The organism is Phyllobacterium sp. SB3, from assembly GCF_040009165.1.
Taxonomy (GTDB): Bacteria; Pseudomonadota; Alphaproteobacteria; order Rhizobiales; family Rhizobiaceae; genus Phyllobacterium.
The window spans coordinates 183,890-205,483 of record NZ_JBDYKI010000005.1 but is presented as its reverse complement, the minus strand read 5'-3'; the positions used below and the strand labels follow the sequence as shown (position 1 = coordinate 205,483).

The following is a 21,594-nucleotide window of genomic DNA, read 5'->3' as shown; positions in this document are numbered from 1 at the left end:
TGTCCAGATTTTAGTCAGATTGGGAAGGCTAGACTATTTAGCCGAAGGCGGTGCCCGCTACAATGTTCAGCATATTATCCATTAGTAGACCACTTGCCGCAACCAAAGCACCGTGGCGGTAGTCTCCAGTCTGTGTATTGCGCAAGCCGTAGGTGAGTGCTTTGCCATCCGCTGTCAAGACATTGCCGCCAGCTTCAGATAAAATGAGATCGGCGGCTGCAAGATCCCAATCGTGAGAATTCGGCCTTACAATCGTTCCGGCAAGGTCACCGCGCGCCACCATCGCCAGCCTGTATGCCAAAGAAGCAATGTGCGGCGCGCGCTCGATGGAGCCAAGGAAATACTCCGGCAGCTTGTTCAGATAACCACCGGGGGCCGCAACCTTGAAAGGACGGTTTTCCGCCTGAACGTGGATCGTACTGCCGTTCTGATCCGCTCCCCCACCGGGCAGCGCACTTATTGTTTCATTGCGGGCAGGGCATTCAAGAACACCGGCAACGGGTCGGCCATTTTCGATGACGGCGACACTTACGCACCAAACATCGATGCCTTCAATGAAAGCTCGCGTTCCGTCGATCGGATCAACGACGAAAAACCGCTGTCTTGGCGAAGCAGTACGCTCGTCAAGCGTTTCTTCGGATATCCAGCCATAATCCGGCCGCGCCGTCAGCAAAACGTCCTTGAGATACTTGTCCGCCGCAAGGTCTGCTTCGGTAACTGGAGAATTGCCCGTCTTGAGCCAGATCTGTGGTGATTGCCCGTAGAAAGACAGTGCTATCTTACCGGCTCCCGCAGCGGCCTCAATTATCAGGTCAAGATCTGCTCTATTTTGGCTATTTTCCAGCAAGTGTCATGCCTTCAATAAGCAGTGTAGGACTGGCGACGCCGAAATTGCGATCGATATCATTGGCAACAGTCAGGTTGAGGAACATTTCCTTCAAATTCGAGGCCAATGTGACTTCACTGACAGGATAAGATAATTCGCCATTCTCGATCCAATAACCGCTGGCCCCGCGGCTATACTCGCCGGTTATCATATCAACGCCCTGCCCGAATAATTCGGTTACATAAAACCCGGTCCCAACAGCCTGGATCAACTCTTCTGGAGTCTTTTCACCCGGCTCTATGGCGAAGTTGGTCGATGACGGCACAACGGTCGACCCCGAACGGTTGCCGCGTCCATTGCTGGAAAGCCCAAGTTCTTTGCCGGTTGACGTTGAAAGGAACCAGTGCTGCAGCACACCATTTTCGATCATGTTCAACGGAATACCTTCAAGACCTTCTCCGTCGAAGGGCCGCGAGGCAGAACCTCGAACACGCAGAGGATCGTCCGTAACATTGATGGTGTCGCCAAGGATTTTCTTACCCATGCGATCTTTGAGAAAACTGGTCTTGCGCGCAACCGATGCACCGTTGATCGCGCTGGCCAAATGGCTTGCTATGCCACGTGCTACGCGCGGATCGTACACCACATTGACGCGGCCAGTTTTTGCCTGACGGGCATTCAATCTTTTGACCGCTCGTGCTCCGGCAGAGCGGCCTATTTCGGAAGGGTCTTCCAGCTCATCAAAGTAGATGCGCGATGAAAAATCATAATCGCGTTCCATACCGGTCCCGGTTCCGGCTATCGCACTGACAGAACGGGAAAACCGCGAGCCTGTATAATGTCCGGCAAATCCGCCTGATGTAACCAATACGAGACCGCCCATGCCGGCAGAAGCAGAGCCGCCGCCGGAATTGGTGACCCCTTCAACCGATAGAGCGGCTTCTTCAGCGGCAAGTGCAGCTTCGGTCAGTTGTGCTGCATCGACGGTGGTCGGATCATAAAGCTGAAGATCGCGAATATTGCGTACAAGCTGGTCTGTTGCAGCAAGTCCTTCATAGGCATCATCAGGTGAAACCTTGGCCATTGCAACGGCCCGTTCCGCCAGAACCTTGGGATCAGAACCCGCATTTGCGGAGATGCTCGCAATCTTGCGCCCGACAAACACCCGCAGGGAGAATTCATCACTTTCGGAAGATTCAGTTGACTCAACTTTTCCCAGACGGACACTGACAGCAGTGGATCGAGAGCGTATTACAACAGCATCAGCTGCATCTGCTCCCGCACGCCTTGCGGCTTCTACAAGCGCTGTGGCATTGTCTACAAATTCGCGGGAATTTACCGGCTCGACCATATTCATCTCTAAGGTTGATTGCATGATAGGATGCGAGGACTTATCTGACAAAAGTCAGATGATGTACTCCCACCCTATATGGTGCAAATCAGGGTCTATCAAGGCAAACACACGCAACAATTTTTCAGGTCCGGATTACGAGCATATGCTTTCACAGAGCGGCAACCTCTACTTTCAGGCACTTGCACTCCTCGCCGGAGCGATCATTGCCGCCCCACTTTTCAAGCGTCTCGGTCTTGGAACCGTGTTGGGTTATCTCGCGGCCGGACTTCTGATCGGGCCGCTTGCCAACCTCATTACCGACGGAGAACAGGTCCTGCATTTTTCCGAACTCGGTGTGGTTTTCCTGCTTTTCGTCATTGGGCTTGAACTCAAGCCATCACGCCTTTGGACATTGCGACAAGCAATCTTTGGTCTCGGTGCAGCACAGGTAATTATTACCGGTGCTGCGCTGACGGGCCTGATAATGGCTTTCGCCCTCATGAGTTGGCAGGCCGCGCTTATTACAGGGTTCGGCCTTGCGCTCTCTTCGACCGCCTTTGCCATGCAGATTCTGGAGGAACGCGGCGAGACGACGATGCCGCACGGCCAAACCTCATTCGCAATTCTGTTGTTTCAAGATCTGGCAATTGTTCCGCTTCTCGCAATGATACCTGTTCTTGCACCAGGTTCAGCCACCCATGAAGCGGACCCGCTGGGTAAGTTTCTTATCGCTGTCATTTGCGTGGGTGCGATCATTGCTGTGGGGCGCTACCTGCTTAATCCACTCTTCCGGTTCATCGCCAATACGGGCGCACGGGAGGTGATGATTGCTGCGGCCTTATTTGTTGTTTTGGGTGCCGCGACATTGATGCAATATGCCGGGCTGTCCATGGCCATGGGCGCATTTATTGCCGGTGTGCTGCTGGCCGAGTCATCCTACCGGCACGAGCTTGAAGCGGACATCGAACCGTTTCGCGGTGTGTTTCTCGGCCTGTTCTTCATGGCTGTCGGACTATCGCTGGACCTTGATGTCATCCTGCAGAATTGGCAGGCAATTCTCCTGGCAGTGCCAGCATTCATGGCAATCAAAGCCTTGGTGGTTTATGTGCTGGCCCGGCTCTTTCGCAATAGTCACAATGATGCGATCCGCGTTGCATTCTTCCTGCCACAAGGTGGTGAATTCGGGTTTGTGCTCTTTTCGGCTGCTGCGGCAGCTGGTCTGATGACCGATTCGACGGCCTCTGAACTCGTCGCCGTTACAACCCTCTCCATGGCGGTAATGCCCTTGTCTGTTGCCCTTGGAAACCGTTTTCTGGTGGACCACAACAACAAGAAGGACGAAATCGACGAAGATTTTGACGGTGCCGGCGCGGATGTCATGATGATTGGCTTCTCACGTTACGGACAGATCGCCGCGCAAATACTTCTGGCTGGCGGTAGCGACGTGACGGTTATCGATGCATCAGCTGATCGCATTCGTGCTGCCAGCAAATTCGGCTTCCGCATTTACTTTGGCGATGGCACAAGGAAGGAAGTGCTTGAAGCAGCGGGTATAAGGCGAGCAAAGATTGTGGCCGTTACCACCCACCAGAAAGAAACGACCAACCAAATCGTTGAAATGATTCAGGCTGAGTATCCCGATATCAAGCTGTTTGTTCGGTCTTATGATCGGGTACATACACTGAAACTGCGGGCTCGCGGCGTGCACTATGAATTACGTGAGACGTTCGAATCCGGTCTTGTATTTGGAAGGCGTGCGCTTGAGGAGCTTGGCGTTACGGAAGAGCTTGCCTATGAAATCATGCAGGACATTCGCCAAAGAGACGAAGATCGGCTGCACCTGCAGGCGGCCGAAGGCTTGTCTGCAGGCAATGATCTTCTCCTTACACGCCCGGTCACGCCTGAACCTCTTGTCAAACCGACACGCGAAGCTCAGCGCATTGATACAGTTATCGACGACGAGATGGATGCCAAACCTGTACCAACGCCTGCAGAGTAAACTCAGGACTGCGGCGGCCCAACGATCAATACAGCTGGACTTGTCAAAAGCAGTTTCTGTGCTGCCGCCTTCACCTGCTCAAGCGTAACCGCGTTGATGAGGTCTGAACGCTTGTCGATATAGTCACGCCCAAGCTTCTGATCCTGTAGGCCGACCAGCGTGCTGGCCACGGCTGATGAGGAGTCCAGATTGTTGACCGCGTAGGAACCAACCAGATATTTCTTCGCCTCAACAAGTTCGTCTTCAGTCGGGCCGTCCTTCGCCATGCGGGCAACTTCATCTTTCAGAATTTGCAATGTTTCGTTGGAGCGATCGGCACGCGTTGCTGTCGATATGATCAGCGCGGACATATGATCCTTTGTCGCAAGGGTCGAACCCGCAGAATAAGCAAGGCCACGCTTTTCGCGCACCTCATTATAGATGCGCGATGAGAACGTACCCCCACCAAGAATATGATTCATGATGAAGACTGGGAAGAAGTCCGGGTCCTGGCGGCGCACTCCCGGATAAACCATGGAAATCGATGTCTGTGGCAGCACATAATCAACTCGTGTTGTTTGATCAAAACCCAGTTTTGCTTCATCGACAGGCTCCAGTTGAGCTTTCTCGGGAAGATCACCAAAAACCTTGTCGAGCAAGGTGGCAAGGTCTTCTGGGCTGATCGAACCGACCACACCTATAATCAGATTGTCTCTGGCAAAATTGCGCTTGTGGAACGTCGCAAGATCATCATGCGTGATGCTGCTCAAGGTATCGACTTTACCTTCTGACTGACGCCCGTATGGGTGCTTTCCGTAGAGCGCTTCGGCAAATTTGCGCCCCGCAATTGTGTTGGGATCACGCTCCGATGCTTTTATTCCGGCAACGACCTGCTGGCGGATACGGTCAATGGGAGCCTGGTCAAAGCGTGGCTTGTTGACCGCCAACGCAAGCAGATCGACAGCTGCATCGCGCTTGTCCGAAAGCATGCGGACTGTGCCCGATATGGAGTCGTCATCGGCGCTGAAACTCATCTCAGCTCCCACATCATCGAGCTGCTGTTGAAATGCTTCAGAATCCAGATCACCTGCCCCTTCATCGAAAAGGCCGGTCATAAGATTAGCTATCCCGTCTTTACCAGAGGGGTCCTGAGCAGAGCCACCCTTAAAAGAGAAGCGCATGGAGATCAGCGGAACGAAATCGTCCTGTACAAGCCAAGCCCGAATACCTTTTGGAGATACAACCTCCTTGATTTCGACGGCATAGGCGGGCGCGATGGTAAAGACAACGAGTACAAGCGCAGCGGCAAACCGCTTCATGATTGATGCAGTCATTGGACAACTCCCTGCGCTGGCGCTCCGCCTTCGGGTTCGCCTGAACTCTGACTCTGATGTTCAGTCTTTTGGTCGGGTGTACCCGCTTCCGGCATCAGATAACTTGTCACCGAACGGCTATCGACAAGGTATTGTTTAGCCACTTCCTGAATGTCCTGAACTTTCACCGCCTTGATGCGATCAGGCCATTCATCGATGTCTTTGATGGTTTGCCCTGTGGAAAGTGTCGACCCATAAATGCGAGCCATGCCAGTTTGACTGTCCCGCGCAAAGATGACGCTTTTCAAGAAGCGGTTTCTGGCTTTTTCCAACTCATCTTCAGTTACGCCATCTTTGACGATACGGGCGACCTGTGCATCGATGCCATTCTCCACATCTTTCAAAGTTGCATCGCCCCGCGGCGAACCGTAAACACCAAAACTGCCATCATCGAGCGATGAGCCCTGATAATAGGCACCGGCATTGGCTGCCGAACCATCTTTTACAACCAGCGTCTGGTAGATGCGGCTGCGTGATGAACCGCCAAGGATTTCGCTGAGCAGGTCCAAAGCTTCAGCTTCACCGGGCTTTGCATTGGTATAAGATGGAGCAAGCCACATTTTCTGGAAGCTTGGCTGCGAAACACGCGGGTCAGCGAGTGAAACTGTGCGTTTGGTGTTCTGTTCAGGCTCCTGCGGGCGCTCGCGCTTACCGGGTTCAGCGCGGCGGGGAACTTTGCCATAGGTCTTTTCAGCGAGGGTTTTGACTGTCGCGGTATCAATGTCGCCAGATACAACCAAGGTTGCATTATTAGGCGTGTAGTACTTTTGATAGAATGCCAAGGCGTCCGTCAGGTTTAGCTTTTCCATCTCGTGCAGCCAACCGATTACGGGCATGCGATAGGGATGGTTCTGATAAAGCGTGGCGTTCACTTCTTCTGAAAGCAACGAGGATGGATTGCTGTCCACGCGTGAGCGGCGCTCCTCAAGCACCACATCACGTTCTATCTTGACCACCTCATCGTTGAGAATGAGATTCTCCATACGGTCCGCTTCGTAAGTCATTGCCATTTCGAGCGCCTGCGGGGCAAGCTGCTGATAAAAAGCAGTGTAATCATATGATGTGAAGGCGTTTTCCTGACCGCCAATCTCGGCAACCTTGCGGGAGAACTCACTTGCAGGGTAGGTTTTGGTGGCTTTGAACATCAGGTGCTCAAAGAAATGGGCAATACCGGACTTGCCGGGCTCTTCGTCGGCGGAACCGACGTGATACCACAGCATATGAGTAACAACAGGAGCGCGGTGATCCGGGATGACGACCACTTCAAGTCCGTTATCCAGATGGAATGAAGAAACATCGGTTTTGAGCGATGCCTCCGTAGCGGGTACTTTTGTTTCCGCACGTACCGGAAAGGTTGAAATCGAGGCGACAAATACGCCGGACAAGACAAATGCCGCGAGGGTACGGCCTTTAGCAAGAAGCATTCAAATCAATCCAGTTCTGTTTTGCAAATGCCGCTACAATGATGGACTTACGACTTCCCAAGTCATTACGACTTCAATGTGACAAGCCTTATGATTGTGCCGCCATAGGGGCGCTCTTCGACAATTTCTAAGCGTGGATCAAGGTCAATTGCCGCATCGGCTTCTTCTTCGAGCACCAGCAGCGCATCCGGCTTGAGCCAACCGCCATCCAATGCAGCTTTGAACGCCATTTCTCCCAAGCCCTTGCCATAGGGTGGATCGGCAAATACCAGATCAAAAGGCTCCATATTGCCGATATCGCCTAGCTTTGTCGCATCACGGCTAAATACCTTGGTAGCTCCCATGAGCCCAAATGCTTCAATATTTGTACGGATCAAGCCGCGCCCTTGCGCAGACTCTTCAATGAATATCCCATAGCGCGCACCGCGTGATATCGCTTCGAGCCCGAGTGCGCCGGTGCCTGCAAAAAGGTCGAGGACACGTGATGCCTCGAACTTTTCCGGATAATTGTGCACCAATATATTGAACAGGCTTTCTCGCGTCCGGTCGGTAGTGGGCCGGATCGCGTTTGTTTCAGGGGTCGCCAGGCTGCGTCCGCGAAATTTTCCGCCAACAATCCGCATGCGAAACCTTAGCCCCTAGGCTTGCCACGAGGTGGTTTGCTTCCGCCTCCCGGACCATTGCGGGGAGCGCCGCGAGGCGCATCCTTTGGACCACCATAAGGACGATCGCCACTACCCCGGCCATCCTGCCTAGCCGGTGCGCGCGTTGGCTTACCGCTGGCACCATAAGGTCGTTCCGAACGGTTTGGGCGGTCGCTCTGAGCCGGTGCATCGCCGCGAGCTTCCCGCTCTTTCAGTTCTGCACGCTCGCGCTTGCCAACCCGTGGTGGACGCGGGGCATTGCGGGAACCCTCCGGCCGATCCGATCCGAATGAACGCTTTGGACGCTCTGCATTATCGCCGCCCTCACGCGGCGGACGCGGAGAATAGCTACGCGGCTTATCGCCGGAATAACCACCGGGCGTACGAGGTCCGCTTGATCTTTCACGATCTTCGCGCGGCCGATCCGAAGAAGCTGGACGGTCACTGGCCGCACGTGCCGCACGCCCTGCACCTTCACCAAAACGCTTTGGCCTATCGGCACTGTCAGACCGGCCGCGTGCTTCGCGAGCTTCCACGGCCTTTGCTCTCGCCTTGCCCATCGGACGCGCACCCGGAGCCATCCAAACATTGGCTGAGCGCGAACTACGCGGCGCCATGGCTTCATCTTCCTTGCGTTCCCGATCAGCTTTTGAGGTTATTCCCCGTGGTTTCTGATCGCCATCGCGTGCTGAGCGGGCTGGACGTTCTTCGCGTGGGCCACGCGCAGGCCGTTCATCACGGCTGGTTCGGGCTGTCGCTGGCCGGTCGCTGCGATCTGTAGTCCATCGTGACAGGTTTTCTTCGCGCTGTTCGTCTTTGGATTTGCGAGGCGCGCGCCGTTTCTCTACCGGTGCACTGGAGATCCATTCCGAGCGTTGAGCTGGCGCCGGACGCTCGCTTGGCTGCTGCACTGCTTCGCCTTTGACAGCTTCATTGGAAAACACATTAATGATCGGCGCATCGAAATCAGCACCGGACTCCTCGATGAGGCGTTCACCAAGCTGATCGCGCAGTGTACGGCCATTCATTTCGCGAACGGAGCCTTCCGGCAAATCACTCAGCTGGAACGGGCCGTAGGAAATCCGGATGAGGCGGTTTACGGAAAGGCCCAATGCTCCAAGCACATTTTTGACTTCGCGGTTCTTGCCTTCGCGCAGCCCCATCATGATCCAGACGTTGGAGCCCTGCTCGCGTTCCAGATGCGCATCAATTGCACCGTAGAACACACCATCGACGGCAATACCGTCTTTCAATGTATCGAGCTTTTCCTGAGTAATGCTTCCATGAGCGCGTACCCGGTAACGTCGCAGCCAACCAGTTGAAGGCAATTCAAGAGCACGCGACAGACCACCATCATTGGTCAGCAGCAGCAAGCCTTCGGTGTTGATGTCAAGGCGACCGACAGACAAAACACGCGGCATATCTTTTGGCAGGGACTCGAAAACGGTCTGACGGCCTTCAGGATCGCGATTGGTAGTCACAAGACCGGCAGGCTTGTGATAAAGCCACAGGCGGGTCCGTTCTTTTTCAGGCAGTGGCTTGCCGTCTACTTCAATACGGTCATTGCGTACGACGTTGACGGCCGGGCTTGCCAGGCGCTTGCCATTAACCGACACCCGACCTGCCGCAATCATGGTCTCGGCTTCGCGGCGAGAGGCAATACCCGCACGGGCCAGACGCTTGGCTATGCGCTCGCCTTCCTCCGGCTGTGCTTCTTCCTTGCGAGCATCAAAGCCGCGTTTTGCTGGAGCAGCGCCTTCGAACTTGCGTGGTCCTTTCGGACCATCATTGTTGTGCTTGTCGAAGCTGCGCTTTTCAAAGGGGCGTTTGCTGCCCTTGCCGTCATCTTTTGAACTTGTCATGGAATGTTTGCCTTTCAGCAGGGCTCACTACCAGCTATGGAGTGTGCTTGCGAGTAAATTCTGGATAATGAGCTGCCTGTGAACCAAAAAACTGATCCGATGAGCATAGCTTTAGCACAAGCGCATGCAGCTGCAGCGCGAGGCGAAGTGCCAATCGGTGCCGTGCTGGTCAAAGACAGGACGATAATTGCAGCGGCAGGAAACCGGACGCGGGAGCTAAACGACCCGACTGCTCATGCAGAGATACTGGTGATAAGGGAAGCCTGTCAGGCACTTGCCGATGAGCGTCTCCCGGGATGCGACCTCTATGTCACACTTGAACCCTGCACCATGTGCGCGGCCGCAATCTCCTTTGCGCGCATTCGCCGCCTCTATTATGGCGCCCAGGATATTAAAGGTGGCGGCGTGGAAAATGGTGCACGGTTTTTCTCGCAACCAACCTGCCATCACGTTCCGGAAGTTTATTCCGGATTCAGCGAGGCAGACTCAGAGGCCTTGCTTAAAGAGTTTTTCCGGACCAAACGGCTCTGACCTAGTTTTCGATGCGTATTTTTGCCGAAAAATCAGGGTCCCTATCGGCATTGATAGCGCGTTGATTGATTGACGCGGATTTCTCGACTTCTTCCAAGGGCTTTTGATTATCTATTGCGCCAAGATCGTACAGATAACCCGGCAGATAGCCGGACAGAACAACGCGGTAATCAATCGGCAAATCCGGCGTGATCGCACGAACCATATCAAAAATTACGGTGGTGCAATTTGCAGTTATAGTGTTGTAGAAGTTGGCCTTCTGCGCCAGATGATTGGCATTATCGATATATGACAGAAACAAAGCCTGCCGCATCTCCGGTGCCATTCTGATGCGATAACGATAAACATCTTCTTTGCGTATGTTGGTTCGCAATCGAACAATGTCGCGTTCATCCGCCGCAATCATGGCAAGCTCGAATTCTTTGAAGAAGCCTCCAATCTCAGAAAATTCTTCATGGCGTTCTTTTCGGATTTCAGCAGAAAACACCACGTGCTGACCATCGTTGAAACCAAAGCTGACAAGCGTATGGGCAATGGCGGGATTGGACCAATATGAAAGAAACACATCGACAGACGCTAGATCTTCCAGATCGTAATTCCTAACCTCCCAGCGGGGAGTGAAATCCTCGCGCGACCGCCATTCGAAATTCCGCACATTCGACAAGGTCACCTGATTGCCGTTTAAAGTCCCGGTGACAGTTTGGGCAACATCATCCGACCAGATTCGCGTGAGAGATGGGGTAATTGTGTTCCACCAGTAAAACAGGGCAACTGTTACTGGAATGAGAACGATCAATGCGCGAAGCGATCGTCCCTTTATCTCCAGCCAAAGTACGGAAAATGCAATTGCCGTCCAGATGACAAGGCAACCTATCGTGGCAAGGGCGCCAAGGGGAAGCTGATACCAAAGGGCAAACCCGCCCCACACAAAAACCAGAATCGAAATGAGGACAAGAATAATTCGTCCGGTCAATCTGAAAACGAACAATTGGAAAACCCTCGGCTAACGTAAAGATGAACCTTTGATCGGTGATCAACGAAGCACAGATACTTCTGTTCCAAATTTTTGGCACAGAGCTTCGATGACCACATCTCAAAGGGTAACCATTACAACGGGTAAGGGATAGGCAGTTTTTCGGAAATCAGTTCCAGGGAATAAGGTTTTTGAAACTGAAACCCTTATCCTTCCGGGCGGCGGCTTTCCGCTCACGCTCTTTCTTGGCCTCATCCTGACCAAGATCGTTTGTTGCAGCGGTAGTTGCCGGAGCCCGATATTCCAGTGGTGGCTCGCTCAGATATCTACGCGTCGTTGGCGATCCTGCTGTGGATGCAAGCTTACGGGCACGGAACTCACTACCTTGATTGGTCTGACCCCGACCACCGGGAACTACCTTTGGTGCCCTATCATTATTTGCGCCGTATTCGGATGGTCCCGAAGATTTCGCAGCAGGTATATCGTTTTCGACTTCCGGGACAAAATTGGGATTGTTCTGGTTGGCGGTTGCTGTGTCGCGGATACGTTTGCGCCGCTGTTCCGGCGATTCCGGCCAGTTCGCACTATTATCGGCAACAACATTTCCCTGCGGCTGCGGCAACTGTGCGCCTTCCGAGGTACCTGAAGCCGGGCGAACAAGTTCAGGCCTGGGGTTGTAAGCAATCGTACTTTTCTTTTTACTGAACGAAGCAATATTCGATACGTCGTCAAGCAACTGCGCGCCGGATGACTTGTCTGTGCCATAGGTGGGCGAAGATGCACAACCGGCAATTGCCAGCGATGCAAACAATGCACTTAGAACCGTAATGCGTCCGTTCAAATTCATACTCGCCACTTCCACCCAAGCCTGAGCACTGATGCCCGCCAAAAATACGCTTGATCTATGCCCTGCCTCTAAATTCAGGCAACTCAATGGCAGCCTTTTACATGAGGCCCGTAGCATTAAGCAAGTCGAGGCTCTTTCTTGTTAATAAAACAGCGGATTATCACAAGGGATAACCCGCAGTTTTTATTCAGACGTCAAGTTTGCCAAGCTTCGCCAGTTCATGCAGCGCTGCTGCGTCCCGCGCGGAGACATCAGGATAGGCAGAATCCGAACCGACATCATGCGTATAGCGCCACGAACGTGCACATTTTGTGCCAGTTGCCCGCTCTGACACGACTGCAACGCCCTTGACATCATCCGCAATGAACGCATTCGCTGGTGCTGTTCCATCCTTGATGGTTATAGCACTGGTGATGCAAATCTCTGCCATATCGAGGTCTTTAACTGCGGCAAGCAGCTCAAGATCTCTGATGAAAACCAGCGGGGCGGCTTCAAGCGATGAGCCCAGCGTTTTCTTGGCACGTTCCAATTCCAGCGCGCCGGTGACAACCCGGCGAACATCGCGCACCTTGCGCCACTTTGCAGCCAGCGCATCGTTCTTCCATTCTTTCGGCGTATCCCGAAACTGTTCCAGATGAACAGAAACCGCATTCTTATGCAGATCGAGCCAAGCTTCTTCCGTTGTAAATGGCAGCATTGGAGCCAGCCACGTAACGATACGGTCAAATAAATGCCTCACGACTTGCAGTGATGCTTTACGCTTGATGCTGGACGGTGCATCGCAATAAAGCGCATCTTTTCGAATATCGAAATAGAATGCCGATAGCTCCACATTCAGAAAATCGATCAACGCGCGTGTGATGCGTTTGAACTCGAATGCATCGTAGCCCGAACGTACAAGCTCATCCAGTTCGGCCAGGCGGTGCAACATCAGCTGTTCAAGTTCCGGCATATCCGCATAGGCAACATCGTCACCTTCGTCATGTGCCAAAGTGCCCAGCATCCAGCGAATAGTATTCCGAAGTTTGCGATAGGCATCGATATTCGTCTGGATGATGTTTTTGCCCAGACGCTGATCTTCCCAATAGTCGGTGGTCATGACCCAAAGGCGGAGAATATCTGCCCCGGAATCCTTGATCACGTCCTGAGGTGTGACAGTGTTGCCGAGCGACTTTGACATCTTGCGCCCCTCTTCATCCATGGTGAAGCCATGGGTGACGAGTGTATTATAAGGCGCACGGCCACGCGTACCGCAGCTTTCAAGCAGGGATGAATGGAACCAGCCGCGATGCTGGTCGGAACCTTCAAGATAGACATCGGCCGGCCATTTCAGATCAGGCCGGTCTTCAAGCGTAAAGACATGCGTCGAGCCTGAATCGAACCAGACATCGAGAATGTCGCGCACTTGTGTCCAAGGTTCGTTGGATTTTTCGCCAAGAAACCGTTCGCGCGCGCCTTCCGCAAACCACGCGTCGGCACCTTCTTTTTCAAAGGCTTCAAGGATGCGCGCATTAACGGCATCGTCCTTGAGCACATTTCCGGCCTCATCGGCAAACACGCAGATCGGCACACCCCATGCACGTTGACGGGAAAGCACCCAATCAGGACGATCTTCGATCATTGCGCGTAGACGGTTTTGTCCACCGGCCGGGACGAAACGGGTTTCGTCAATGGCTTTTAAAGCTCTATTTCTCAATGTATCGGCAACGAGATATTTTGTACTATCGGTAATGTGCTTGCCTGTAAGATCGACTCGATCACTAGACAATTGCTTGTCCATATAGACGAACCATTGCGGCGTATTACGAAAGATGACCGGTTTTTTAGAGCGCCATGAATGCGGATAAGAGTGCTTTATACGGCCGCGGGCAAACAACATGCTCCGATTGATCAGTTCTTCGATTACGGCCTTGTTGGCATCGCCCTTCTTGCCATTATCGTCGATGACGCGCGCCGGGCCGCCTTCACGATCCGGGCCAAAACCCGGTGCATCCTTGGTGTAATAGCCAGCATCGTCGACCGTGAACGGGATCGCCGAGGAAATACCGCGCGCTTCGATATCGTTGCGCGCATCCATCCAGGCATCAAAATCCTCGCGGCCATGACCGGGCGCAGTGTGCACAAAGCCTGTACCGGCATCGTCGGTTACATGATCACCGGCAAGCATCGGTACAACAAACTCATAGCCGCCGCCAAAGCCTTTGAATGGATGATCGAGCGTGATGCTCGTAAACTCATCAGCCGTTACAGTCCTGATGCGATTGAATGTCAGTTTCGCTTTTGTTGCAGAATCTTCTGCCAAGGCATCTGCGAAAATCAAAAACTCGCCGGGTTGCGGGCCAAAATCATTCTCTGCCGTTTCAACCTTGTAGAGTCCATAGGCAACGCGCGGTGAGTAGTTGACTGCTCGATTTCCCGGAATGGTCCAAGGAGTAGTCGTCCAGATGACAACCGCTGCCGACAAGAGGTCTTGAGGTCCGGTCACTACCGGGAATTTCACCCAGATTGTATCACTTTCAACATCCGCATATTCAACTTCAGCTTCAGCGAGAGCAGTCCGCTCAACGACCGACCACATGACAGGCTTGGAGCCACGATATAGCTGATCCGACATGGCGAACTTCAACAGCTCCCCAGCGATCCTGCTTTCAGCATGGAATGCCATTGTCGTGTAGGGATTCTCGAAATCACCCTCAATACCGAGGCGCTTGAATTCAACCGACTGCACCTTGATCCAGTTTGCAGCAAATTCACGGCATTCCTTGCGGAACTCGTTGATCGGCACCTGATCCTTGTCTTTACCCTTGGCGCGGTACTGTTCCTCAATCTTCCATTCGATGGGCAGACCATGGCAATCCCAGCCCGGGACATAATTGGAGTTATAGCCGCGCATCTGGAAAGAACGCGTGATGACATCCTTGAGGATTTTGTTCAGGGCATGGCCAATGTGGATGTTACCATTGGCATAGGGAGGACCATCATGCAGCACGTAGAGTGGACGATCCTTACCATCCTCACGCAGCTTTTTATAAAGGTCCATATCCTGCCATCGCTGGACGAATTCCGGCTCCTTGGCTGGCAGGCCAGCGCGCATCGGAAAATCCGTCTGGGGCAGATAAAGGGTTTTTGAGTAGTCGATTGGCTTGGACGTATCGTTCATTTTTTTCGGCTTTTCTTGGGCTCGCGCGTTATCGCTGCGAGCAAGGACTTGAAGAAATCGAGAATAGAGCGCAAATGCGCCGCCCGGACCTTCAACACCACGAAGCAGGTAGCTTCAGGTCAGGTGAAGGCCGGGCCAGTAATTCGTATCTGAATCGGTACGGACTTGGGAAAAGCCCCGCAAACGGTTTTCATGACCGCGCTTTTAGCAATCACGCTCGCGAGAATAAAGGGGCAGACGCAATAAACTTCACATGCGTCTGCCTTAATAGCTAAAGCGAGAAGTCGAAACGGTAGGTCGCCTGAAGGCCGAATGTTGCCTGATTGGCCGATCCTCGTTCTTTGACAAGGCTCGAATCGGCAGCCGGGCCCATCAAACGGCTGTATTCGGCATAGGCGCTTGTCGTGATCTTATCCGTAGTCTTCCAGGTTATCTGGCCGCCTATTCCGAGCGATTTCAAACCACCTCCGGGCCGGTACTCCTTCAAACCCGACGCAGCGGACTCGGCAGGATTAACGCCGTAGTATTCCCGGAAATAGTCCTTGGTGGCTACTGTTGCGCGCGGACCGGCGGACACACGAACGGTTGGGGTGATATCTGTGAAGGCGTCCACGGCAAAATCTGCAACGACGCCATCATGAGCACCAATACCGCGACGTACTTCAACACGACCGCGAACATTATCAGTTGGGTAGAATTCGGCAAAACCACCGACCTCAACACCCCAATCGGTATCATGCAATCCCTTCAAATCACGGGAATCGTCATCGTCACGGCCGGAGACCAGCTTGCCTGTCAAACCTGCGCGAAACACGCCTGTATCGATAAAGCCAAAGGAGGCATTGTCATTCAGAGACGAGAACTTCTCGCTTTTTCCTGCACGGCCAAGTGAAATAACCGGCGCGGCAAGCAAGCGATAATCGCTTGCCCCATCATAGCGCGGAGCGACAAAGCCCTTTGCTCCCAGAGTTAAATACCAGTCTCCAGACCACCAGTGATCGCCTCTTGGGCTACTGGTCGTCGTTTCAGGGTCACTGTAATATTCATCGGCAAGGACTATTGCGGGAAACGCGAAAAAAACTGCGCCGGCAAGGGCGCCAATTAAACGTACAGACATATCTAAACTCCGAAATTTGCCTTGGGAGACGGCAATTCCAGGTCAAGCTACGGAATGATAGATAAAATTGGATTTATTCTTATGGTAAACGATTTGCCATTTCAGACAAAATTAATCGTATCATCCAGTGGCGAGAGCGGCTTAACACCCTGCAAAAGCCCCCGCGCCTCTTCTTCATCCCTTCGAATCTGAAGCATCATTGGCTCAAGGCCATCAAATTTTTCTTCCCCACGGAGGTAGGCAAAAAAGGATACCGCGCAGTTCTCTCCGTAAAGATCGCCCGAAAAATCAAAGACATAGGTTTCCAACAGTGGCTCACCATTGGTGTCAACGGTTGGCCTCCGGCCAAAACTTGCAACCCCGTCATAAAGAGTTCCATCAGCGCGGCGAAAGCGAACTGCATAAATGCCATGTTTCAAATGTGTTTCCGGTGGCAGAACCATATTGGCGGTAGGATAACCAATTGTCCGGCCAAGCTGCTTGCCATGGACCACTTCGGCACGAATGCGGTGGCGATAACCCAGAAGCCCGGCCGCTTCCACAACTTCACCATCTCCGAAGAGCGAACGGATACGGCTCGACGAGACCGCCTGTCCGCCCTCATCCCGGAAAGCATCAACAAGCGTAACGTGAAAGCCGCGCTTGTCACCAGCCTCCATCAGGAAAGCGGGGCCGCCCTGGCGATTTTTCCCGAAATGAAAATCAAAGCCCGTAACGATGCGGCTGGCGCCCAGAGCTCCAACAAGAATCTGATCGACGAAATCATCGGCTGTCAGTTGTGAGAACTCACGCGTGAAATGGCATTCCACCACAGCATCGAAACCCAAAGCCTCAAGAATGCTGGCTTTTTCTGCAGCTGGTGTCAGCCTGTCCACGGGTTGGTCGGGCACAAAAACGCTCCGCGGATGAGGCTCAAACGTCAATACCAATGATGGCTTGCCTGTTGCCTGCGCGGCCTCCAGAGCCCGTCCGAGAACAGCCTGATGGCCGCGATGCACGCCGTCAAAGTTGCCTATGGCAACAACGGCGCCCCTCAAATGGACGGGTAACTGCGAAGGGTCGGTCAAACGCAGAATTGTCATGAACCTTGTCCTCAGGCCAGAGCAGGCATAGTGGCAACGGGATTGCTCCCGTGTTTTTTCAAGAAAGCCAACAGCTTTTCAACGTCGTGCACACCGCCGTCGACATAATCGCCTGCGTGAATACCACCGGATATATAAAGAACATCAATGCCAAAAAGATCGGCACCTTTAACGTCTGTCAGCATACCATCACCTATGGCTATGACACGGCTGAGATCAACAGGTTTGCCGCGAACTTCTTCCGCCGCAGCTATGGAGGCTTCGTAAATCGGGCGATGTGGCTTACCGGCAATCAACATTCGGCCACCGAGCTGGCCATAATCCCGGGCGAGCGCGCCAGCACACCAGATCAGGCGATCACCACGCTCTACCACGATATCAGGATTGGCACAGATGAACGGCAGATCGCGTGAACGAAAGCGCGTCAGCATTTCCGCATAATCAGCTGGCGTTTCCGTCTCATCGTCAAAGTACCCGGTGCACACGACGACATCGGCCTCTCGCTCTTCGACAAGCTCGACATCCAGCCCTTCATAAAGCGTTTCGTCACGCTCCGGCCCAAGATGGAAAATCCGGCGTGGTGAATTGCGGATCAACTCCCGGGTAACGTCACCAGAGGTCACGATGCGATCATAGGCATCCTCGGGAACGCCCAACCCGTGAATTTGCGCGGCTACACTGTCAAAGCGGCGTGGCGCATTGGTTATAAGAATCACTGTCAGACCTGCAGATCTGGCACGAGCCAACGCTTTTGACGCGGCGACAAAAGAATCGACACCATTATGCAAAACACCCCAGACATCGCAAAGAAGCACGTCGTAACGATCCATCAAGTCGTCAAGACTTGCCAAGTGTACCATGTCGGTCATGCCGATCTTTCTCCGTGCCGGTTATTGAGTTGCAACATCGCTTACCTGATTGCACGAAAAGTGTCACTCGGGATCACAACCAAAAGCTGTTTGGGTTGATTGACAACAAACATATGAATAGATATTGATATGTTACTATTCAATGAGGTTCATATGGCACACTCTCACGGCGCACATGGGCACGATCACGGACATGATCATAGCCCGAAGATTACTGCCGACAATCAACGCAAAGTTCTAATCGCTTTCCTGATTACTTTCACGTTCATGATCGTCGAGGTGATTGGGGGACTGTTATCCGGTTCCTTGGCGCTGATTGCCGATGCGGGCCATATGCTTACGGATGCGGGAGCGCTTGCACTCGCCTATGCAGCATTCCGTTTTGGCAAACGTGCAGCCGACGAGCGAAGGACGTTTGGATATCTACGGTTTGAAGTCATCGCGGGCCTGATCAATGCAATTGCGCTTTTTGCCATTCTCGTCTGGATAGCTATCGAAGCCTTCGAGCGTTTTCGCAATCCTGGTGAAGTGCTTGCCGGACCAATGTTCATCGTCGCAACGATAGGGCTGCTGATAAATATTGGCGTCTTCCGGATTTTGACACGTGGCGATAAGGATCATGTCAACATAAAGGGCGCGATCCTGCATGTTCTTGGTGATCTGCTCGGCTCCGTTGCTGCCATTAGCGCGGCGATTATCATCTACTATACAGGCTGGACGCCAATCGACCCGATCCTTTCGGTATTCGTATGTCTGCTGATTCTCCGCAGTGCATGGGCTCTTCTGCGCAACTCACTGCACATCCTGCTTGAAGGCGCGCCCGAGAATGCTGCACCGGAAGAAATCGAGCAGCACTTAATGAAAACCATTCCGAATCTCGCCGGAGTACGTCATGTTCACGTCTGGATGATTACCTCAGGCAAGGCTTTGGCAACGCTGCATGTCCGCCCCAAAGATGGTGCAGATCCTCGCCTGGTGGTAAAAGCCGTTGAAGCGGAACTGGTCAAAAAGTTTGAGATTGAGCACTCAACCATCGCCATCGATTTTGCAGATGCTATTGGCGATTGTTCTCTTGGCAATGAGCCTACCGGAGAACACGATCATGCAGATCACGATCATAGCGGTCACGGTGACCACGATCATGCGGCCCATGACCATGGCCACGAGGGCCACAAGCATTGAGTAAAATAGCGGTGCCATCCCAATTCGACACGACCATTCTGGCAGAAACATTCAAACTGCTTGGCGACCCGACAAGGTTACGTATTCTGTTTTTCTGTCTTGAGGCCCCGCGATCGGTTGGCGACATAGCGGCAACGCTTGACCTTTCGCAATCGCTGGTCAGCCATCATCTGCGCTTGCTACGCGGCGCGCGACTGGTGCGCGGCAACCGGCAAGCAAAGCAAATCTTTTATGAGCTTGCTGACAAGCACGTCAGTGACATGCTTGTCGATATGGCTCACCATGTTTGCGAGGATCATGGTGAAGATTGATCTGCCAAGCTAAAAGCCCGACAGCACGATCTTGCCTTTGGCAGTTCCGCTCTCGATCAGAGCGTGGGCTCGCTTGAGATTGACTGCATTAATCGGCCCGAAATCATCGCTGAACGTTGTCTTGATCGTGCCCTTGTCAACCAGCTCTGATACTTCGTTGAGCAGGCGATGCTGCGCTTCCATGTCAGCGGTTTTGAATAGCGAACGCGTAAACATCATTTCCCAGTGCAGTGAGATGCTCTTTCGTTTGAAGACAACCGCATCGAGGGATTTCGGATCATCAATCAGGGCAAACCGGCCTTGAGGGGCAATCAACTCAACTAGTTCGCTTAAGTGATCGATTGTATTGGTGGTCGAGAACACAAATGCCGGTGCACCAATCCCTAGCGCTTCAACTTGTGCTGCCAGTGGCTTGGAGTGATCAAGTACGTGATGTGCTCCAAGATCGCTAACCCATGCCTGCGTTTCGGGGCGTGAGGCTGTGGCAATTACGGTGAGGTCTGTAAGCTGCCGTGCAAGTTGCACGGCAATCGAGCCGACACCACCTGCCCCGCCGACAATGAGAATCGCGTTAACTCCGCCGACTACTGGTGATTTTACATCAAGCCGATCAAAGAGTGTTTCCCATGCTGTAATTGAAGTCAGTGGCAAAGCCGCTGCAGAAGCAAAATTCAGCGAAGCTGGCTTCTTTCCGACAATCCGCTCATCGACAAGATGGAATTCGGCATTCGTACCCGAACGGTCTACCGCGCCTGCATAAAACACTTCATCGCCGGGTTTAAAGAAGGTCACATCTGGTCCAACTGCTGCAACGATGCCAGAGGCATCCCAGCCAAGCACTTTTGCTTTGCCCTCGTCCGGCTTCACACCCTTACGGATCTTGGTATCGACGGGATTAACCGAAATGGCCTTCACCTCCACCAGAATATCCCGGCCTGTCGCCTCAGGCTTGGGCAAGTCGACATCGACGAGAGAGTTTTCCGCCGAGACGGCCAGTGGTTCGAAATAGGCAACTGCACGCATTGTTTTGCTCCATATTGAAAGGGTCTGGCTTATCTGCGCGCAAAGGTTTAAATGTGCAAGAACGCACATTTTCTGTATATAGTGTCAAAAAGGATACTATAATGGCTCGCATTCGACACCCCAAACCAAATGCTTCACCCGGCTGCAGGGTAGAGCGTGTTCTCGATCTCATCGATGGCAAGTGGAAAGGCGTGATCCTTTATCAGTTGATGGCCGGGACACTGCGCTTCAATGAAATTCGGCGCAAAATAAACAATGTGACTCAGCGTATGCTGACCAATCAACTTCGTGAACTGGAAGAAGACGGACTTATCGTGCGCAAAGTCTACGCGCAGGTTCCACCAAAAGTGGAATACTCCTTGTCAGATCGCGGCCGCAGTCTGGAGCCTGTAATTAACTCCCTGAAAGCATGGGGAGAGGCTCACCTGCCGACGCTGGAGAATGAACAGGATGTTGCGGCGTAGTTCCTGAAATACGTCTGCCCTGACATCCTCCCATCACATTTCCATGCGAACGTGTGATTTGTTGGAAATTTTACTCTGGCACCATCAGGTTTTTCAGCATCTGCCAGAAAGTTTTCACCAAAGCTTCACTTGACTCTTCCGACCCCTCCCACTATCTCCGGCTCCAGTTAGCACTCACCAATAGCGAGTGCTAATAACGCGAATGGCTTAGCCGTTTGCGAACCGTTTTGACACCAACCATCAAGGGTTCTAACCATGGCCAAGACCAAGTTCCGCCCGCTTCACGACCGCGTCGTAGTACGCCGCGTTGAATCGGAAGCAAAGACTGCAGGCGGCATCATCATTCCGGATACTGCCAAGGAAAAGCCACAGGAAGGCGAAATCGTCTCCGTAGGCACAGGCGCTCGTGACGAAGCTGGCAAGCTCGTACCACTCGATGTCAAGGCAGGCGATCATATCCTGTTCGGCAAGTGGTCCGGTACGGAAGTCAAGATCGGCGGCGAAGACCTGCTGATCATGAAGGAATCCGACATTCTCGGTATCCTCGGCTAATCACCGTCACCCAATAATATTCCGATCAAACCGGGTTAAATCC

At 53.0% G+C, this 21,594-nt stretch carries 19 protein-coding genes; 6 read left to right on the top strand and 13 right to left on the bottom strand.

Annotated features, from left to right (window positions below):
• Positions 1-37 precede the first annotated feature (37 nt).
• Both ABKW30_RS19790 and ABKW30_RS19785 read right to left on the bottom strand, forming a co-directional pair.
• A complete protein-coding gene (locus ABKW30_RS19790; protein WP_348600640.1) occupies positions 38-847 on the bottom strand; it encodes a 3'(2'),5'-bisphosphate nucleotidase CysQ in 810 nt (269 codons plus the stop codon).
• Positions 834-2,177 (bottom strand): TldD/PmbA family protein, encoded by a 1,344-nt coding sequence (locus tag ABKW30_RS19785; RefSeq protein ID WP_348600639.1) that lies wholly within the window; start codon positions 2,175-2,177, stop codon positions 834-836. The genes ABKW30_RS19790 and ABKW30_RS19785 overlap by 14 nt, the downstream gene beginning before the upstream one ends.
• A gap of 145 nt (positions 2,178-2,322) precedes the next feature.
• On the opposite strand from ABKW30_RS19785, the gene ABKW30_RS19780 reads away from it, so the two are divergent.
• Positions 2,323-4,158: a monovalent cation:proton antiporter-2 (CPA2) family protein gene (locus ABKW30_RS19780; RefSeq protein WP_348600638.1), complete on the top strand. Its 1,836-nt coding sequence runs from the start codon at positions 2,323-2,325 to the stop codon at positions 4,156-4,158.
• Positions 4,159-4,160: 2 nt separating this feature from the next.
• On the opposite strand, the gene ABKW30_RS19775 is transcribed toward ABKW30_RS19780, so the two are convergent.
• The 4 genes from ABKW30_RS19775 to ABKW30_RS19760 all read right to left on the bottom strand — a co-directional run bounded on the left by ABKW30_RS19775 (position 4,161) and on the right by ABKW30_RS19760 (position 9,440).
• Positions 4,161-5,456 carry a pitrilysin family protein gene (locus ABKW30_RS19775; RefSeq protein ID WP_348600825.1) on the bottom strand — a complete coding sequence of 432 codons (1,296 nt, stop codon included), beginning with the start codon at positions 5,454-5,456 and terminating at the stop codon, positions 4,161-4,163.
• Between the two features lie 11 nt (positions 5,457-5,467).
• Positions 5,468-6,934 carry a pitrilysin family protein gene (locus ABKW30_RS19770; RefSeq protein ID WP_348600637.1) on the bottom strand — a complete coding sequence of 489 codons (1,467 nt, stop codon included), beginning with the start codon at positions 6,932-6,934 and terminating at the stop codon, positions 5,468-5,470.
• Positions 6,935-6,999: 65 nt separating this feature from the next.
• The gene (gene rsmD / locus ABKW30_RS19765) at positions 7,000-7,557 is read right to left on the bottom strand and encodes a 16S rRNA (guanine(966)-N(2))-methyltransferase RsmD (RefSeq protein ID WP_348600636.1); all 558 of its coding nucleotides are present in this window, start codon (positions 7,555-7,557) and stop codon (positions 7,000-7,002) included.
• Positions 7,558-7,565: 8 nt separating this feature from the next.
• Positions 7,566-9,440 carry a pseudouridine synthase gene (locus tag ABKW30_RS19760; protein WP_348600635.1) on the bottom strand — a complete coding sequence of 625 codons (1,875 nt, stop codon included), beginning with the start codon at positions 9,438-9,440 and terminating at the stop codon, positions 7,566-7,568.
• 78 nt (positions 9,441-9,518) lie between these two features.
• Here ABKW30_RS19760 and ABKW30_RS19755 point away from each other — a divergent pair, with 78 nt between their 5' ends.
• A complete protein-coding gene (locus tag ABKW30_RS19755) occupies positions 9,519-9,971 on the top strand; it encodes a nucleoside deaminase (protein WP_348600634.1) in 453 nt (150 codons plus the stop codon).
• Position 9,972: 1 nt separating this feature from the next.
• On the opposite strand, the gene ABKW30_RS19750 is transcribed toward ABKW30_RS19755, so the two are convergent.
• The 6 genes from ABKW30_RS19750 to ABKW30_RS19725 all read right to left on the bottom strand — a co-directional run bounded on the left by ABKW30_RS19750 (position 9,973) and on the right by ABKW30_RS19725 (position 18,019).
• Positions 9,973-10,959: a DUF4105 domain-containing protein gene (locus tag ABKW30_RS19750; protein ID WP_348600633.1), complete on the bottom strand. Its 987-nt coding sequence runs from the start codon at positions 10,957-10,959 to the stop codon at positions 9,973-9,975.
• A gap of 154 nt (positions 10,960-11,113) precedes the next feature.
• Entirely contained in the window at positions 11,114-11,791 is a 678-nt protein-coding gene (locus ABKW30_RS19745; protein WP_348600632.1) for a hypothetical protein, read from the bottom strand.
• Positions 11,792-11,978: 187 nt separating this feature from the next.
• Entirely contained in the window at positions 11,979-14,951 is a 2,973-nt protein-coding gene (gene ileS, locus ABKW30_RS19740) for an isoleucine--tRNA ligase (protein ID WP_348600631.1), read from the bottom strand.
• Positions 14,952-15,222: 271 nt separating this feature from the next.
• Positions 15,223-16,068, bottom strand: a complete 846-nt coding sequence (locus tag ABKW30_RS19735) for a MipA/OmpV family protein (RefSeq protein ID WP_348600630.1) — start codon at positions 16,066-16,068, stop codon at positions 15,223-15,225.
• A gap of 101 nt (positions 16,069-16,169) precedes the next feature.
• Positions 16,170-17,150, bottom strand: a complete 981-nt coding sequence (locus tag ABKW30_RS19730; RefSeq protein ID WP_348600629.1) for a bifunctional riboflavin kinase/FAD synthetase — start codon at positions 17,148-17,150, stop codon at positions 16,170-16,172.
• An 11-nt stretch (positions 17,151-17,161) separates the two neighbouring features.
• Positions 17,162-18,019, bottom strand: coding sequence for a TIGR01459 family HAD-type hydrolase (locus ABKW30_RS19725; RefSeq protein WP_348600628.1), 858 nt, complete (start codon positions 18,017-18,019; stop codon positions 17,162-17,164).
• Between the two features lie 153 nt (positions 18,020-18,172).
• Between ABKW30_RS19725 and ABKW30_RS19720 the strand changes: the two genes are divergently transcribed.
• Together ABKW30_RS19720 and ABKW30_RS19715 are read left to right on the top strand one after the other, a co-directional pair.
• Positions 18,173-19,201, top strand: coding sequence for a cation diffusion facilitator family transporter (locus tag ABKW30_RS19720; protein WP_348600627.1), 1,029 nt, complete (start codon positions 18,173-18,175; stop codon positions 19,199-19,201).
• A complete protein-coding gene (locus tag ABKW30_RS19715) occupies positions 19,198-19,512 on the top strand; it encodes a metalloregulator ArsR/SmtB family transcription factor (RefSeq protein ID WP_348600626.1) in 315 nt (104 codons plus the stop codon). Before ABKW30_RS19720 ends, ABKW30_RS19715 begins: the two co-directional genes overlap by 4 nt.
• Positions 19,513-19,521: 9 nt before the next feature.
• Here the strand turns inward: ABKW30_RS19715 and ABKW30_RS19710 are convergent, their stop codons facing one another.
• Positions 19,522-20,535 (bottom strand): zinc-binding alcohol dehydrogenase family protein, encoded by a 1,014-nt coding sequence (locus tag ABKW30_RS19710; protein ID WP_348600625.1) that lies wholly within the window; start codon positions 20,533-20,535, stop codon positions 19,522-19,524.
• Positions 20,536-20,636: 101 nt separating this feature from the next.
• On the opposite strand from ABKW30_RS19710, the gene ABKW30_RS19705 reads away from it, so the two are divergent.
• Both ABKW30_RS19705 and groES read left to right on the top strand, forming a co-directional pair.
• Positions 20,637-20,999, top strand: coding sequence for a helix-turn-helix domain-containing protein (locus ABKW30_RS19705; RefSeq protein ID WP_348600624.1), 363 nt, complete (start codon positions 20,637-20,639; stop codon positions 20,997-20,999).
• 255 nt (positions 21,000-21,254) lie between these two features.
• Positions 21,255-21,551 carry a co-chaperone GroES gene (gene groES, locus ABKW30_RS19700; RefSeq protein ID WP_348600623.1) on the top strand — a complete coding sequence of 99 codons (297 nt, stop codon included), beginning with the start codon at positions 21,255-21,257 and terminating at the stop codon, positions 21,549-21,551.
• Positions 21,552-21,594 lie beyond the last annotated feature (43 nt).

Excerpts from the sequence above, each read along its gene's own strand:
- ABKW30_RS19705 (WP_348600624.1), top strand. The coding sequence starts at position 20,637 with ATGGCTCGCATTCGACACCCCAAACCAAATGCTTCACCCGGCTGCAGG.
- ABKW30_RS19760 (WP_348600635.1), bottom strand. The coding sequence starts at position 9,440 with ATGACAAGTTCAAAAGATGACGGCAAGGGCAGCAAACGCCCCTTTGAA.
- ABKW30_RS19780 (WP_348600638.1), top strand. The coding sequence starts at position 2,323 with ATGCTTTCACAGAGCGGCAACCTCTACTTTCAGGCACTTGCACTCCTC.
- groES (WP_348600623.1), top strand. The coding sequence starts at position 21,255 with ATGGCCAAGACCAAGTTCCGCCCGCTTCACGACCGCGTCGTAGTACGC.
- ABKW30_RS19745 (WP_348600632.1), bottom strand. The coding sequence starts at position 11,791 with ATGAATTTGAACGGACGCATTACGGTTCTAAGTGCATTGTTTGCATCG.
- ileS (WP_348600631.1), bottom strand. The coding sequence starts at position 14,951 with ATGAACGATACGTCCAAGCCAATCGACTACTCAAAAACCCTTTATCTG.
- ABKW30_RS19720 (WP_348600627.1), top strand. The coding sequence starts at position 18,173 with ATGGCACACTCTCACGGCGCACATGGGCACGATCACGGACATGATCAT.
- ABKW30_RS19770 (WP_348600637.1), bottom strand. The coding sequence starts at position 6,934 with ATGCTTCTTGCTAAAGGCCGTACCCTCGCGGCATTTGTCTTGTCCGGC.
- ABKW30_RS19785 (WP_348600639.1), bottom strand. The coding sequence starts at position 2,177 with ATGGTCGAGCCGGTAAATTCCCGCGAATTTGTAGACAATGCCACAGCG.
- rsmD (WP_348600636.1), bottom strand. The coding sequence starts at position 7,557 with ATGCGGATTGTTGGCGGAAAATTTCGCGGACGCAGCCTGGCGACCCCT.
- ABKW30_RS19730 (WP_348600629.1), bottom strand. The coding sequence starts at position 17,150 with ATGACAATTCTGCGTTTGACCGACCCTTCGCAGTTACCCGTCCATTTG.
- ABKW30_RS19735 (WP_348600630.1), bottom strand. The coding sequence starts at position 16,068 with ATGTCTGTACGTTTAATTGGCGCCCTTGCCGGCGCAGTTTTTTTCGCG.
- ABKW30_RS19775 (WP_348600825.1), bottom strand. The coding sequence starts at position 5,456 with ATGAAGCGGTTTGCCGCTGCGCTTGTACTCGTTGTCTTTACCATCGCG.
- ABKW30_RS19725 (WP_348600628.1), bottom strand. The coding sequence starts at position 18,019 with ATGACCGACATGGTACACTTGGCAAGTCTTGACGACTTGATGGATCGT.
- ABKW30_RS19710 (WP_348600625.1), bottom strand. The coding sequence starts at position 20,535 with ATGCGTGCAGTTGCCTATTTCGAACCACTGGCCGTCTCGGCGGAAAAC.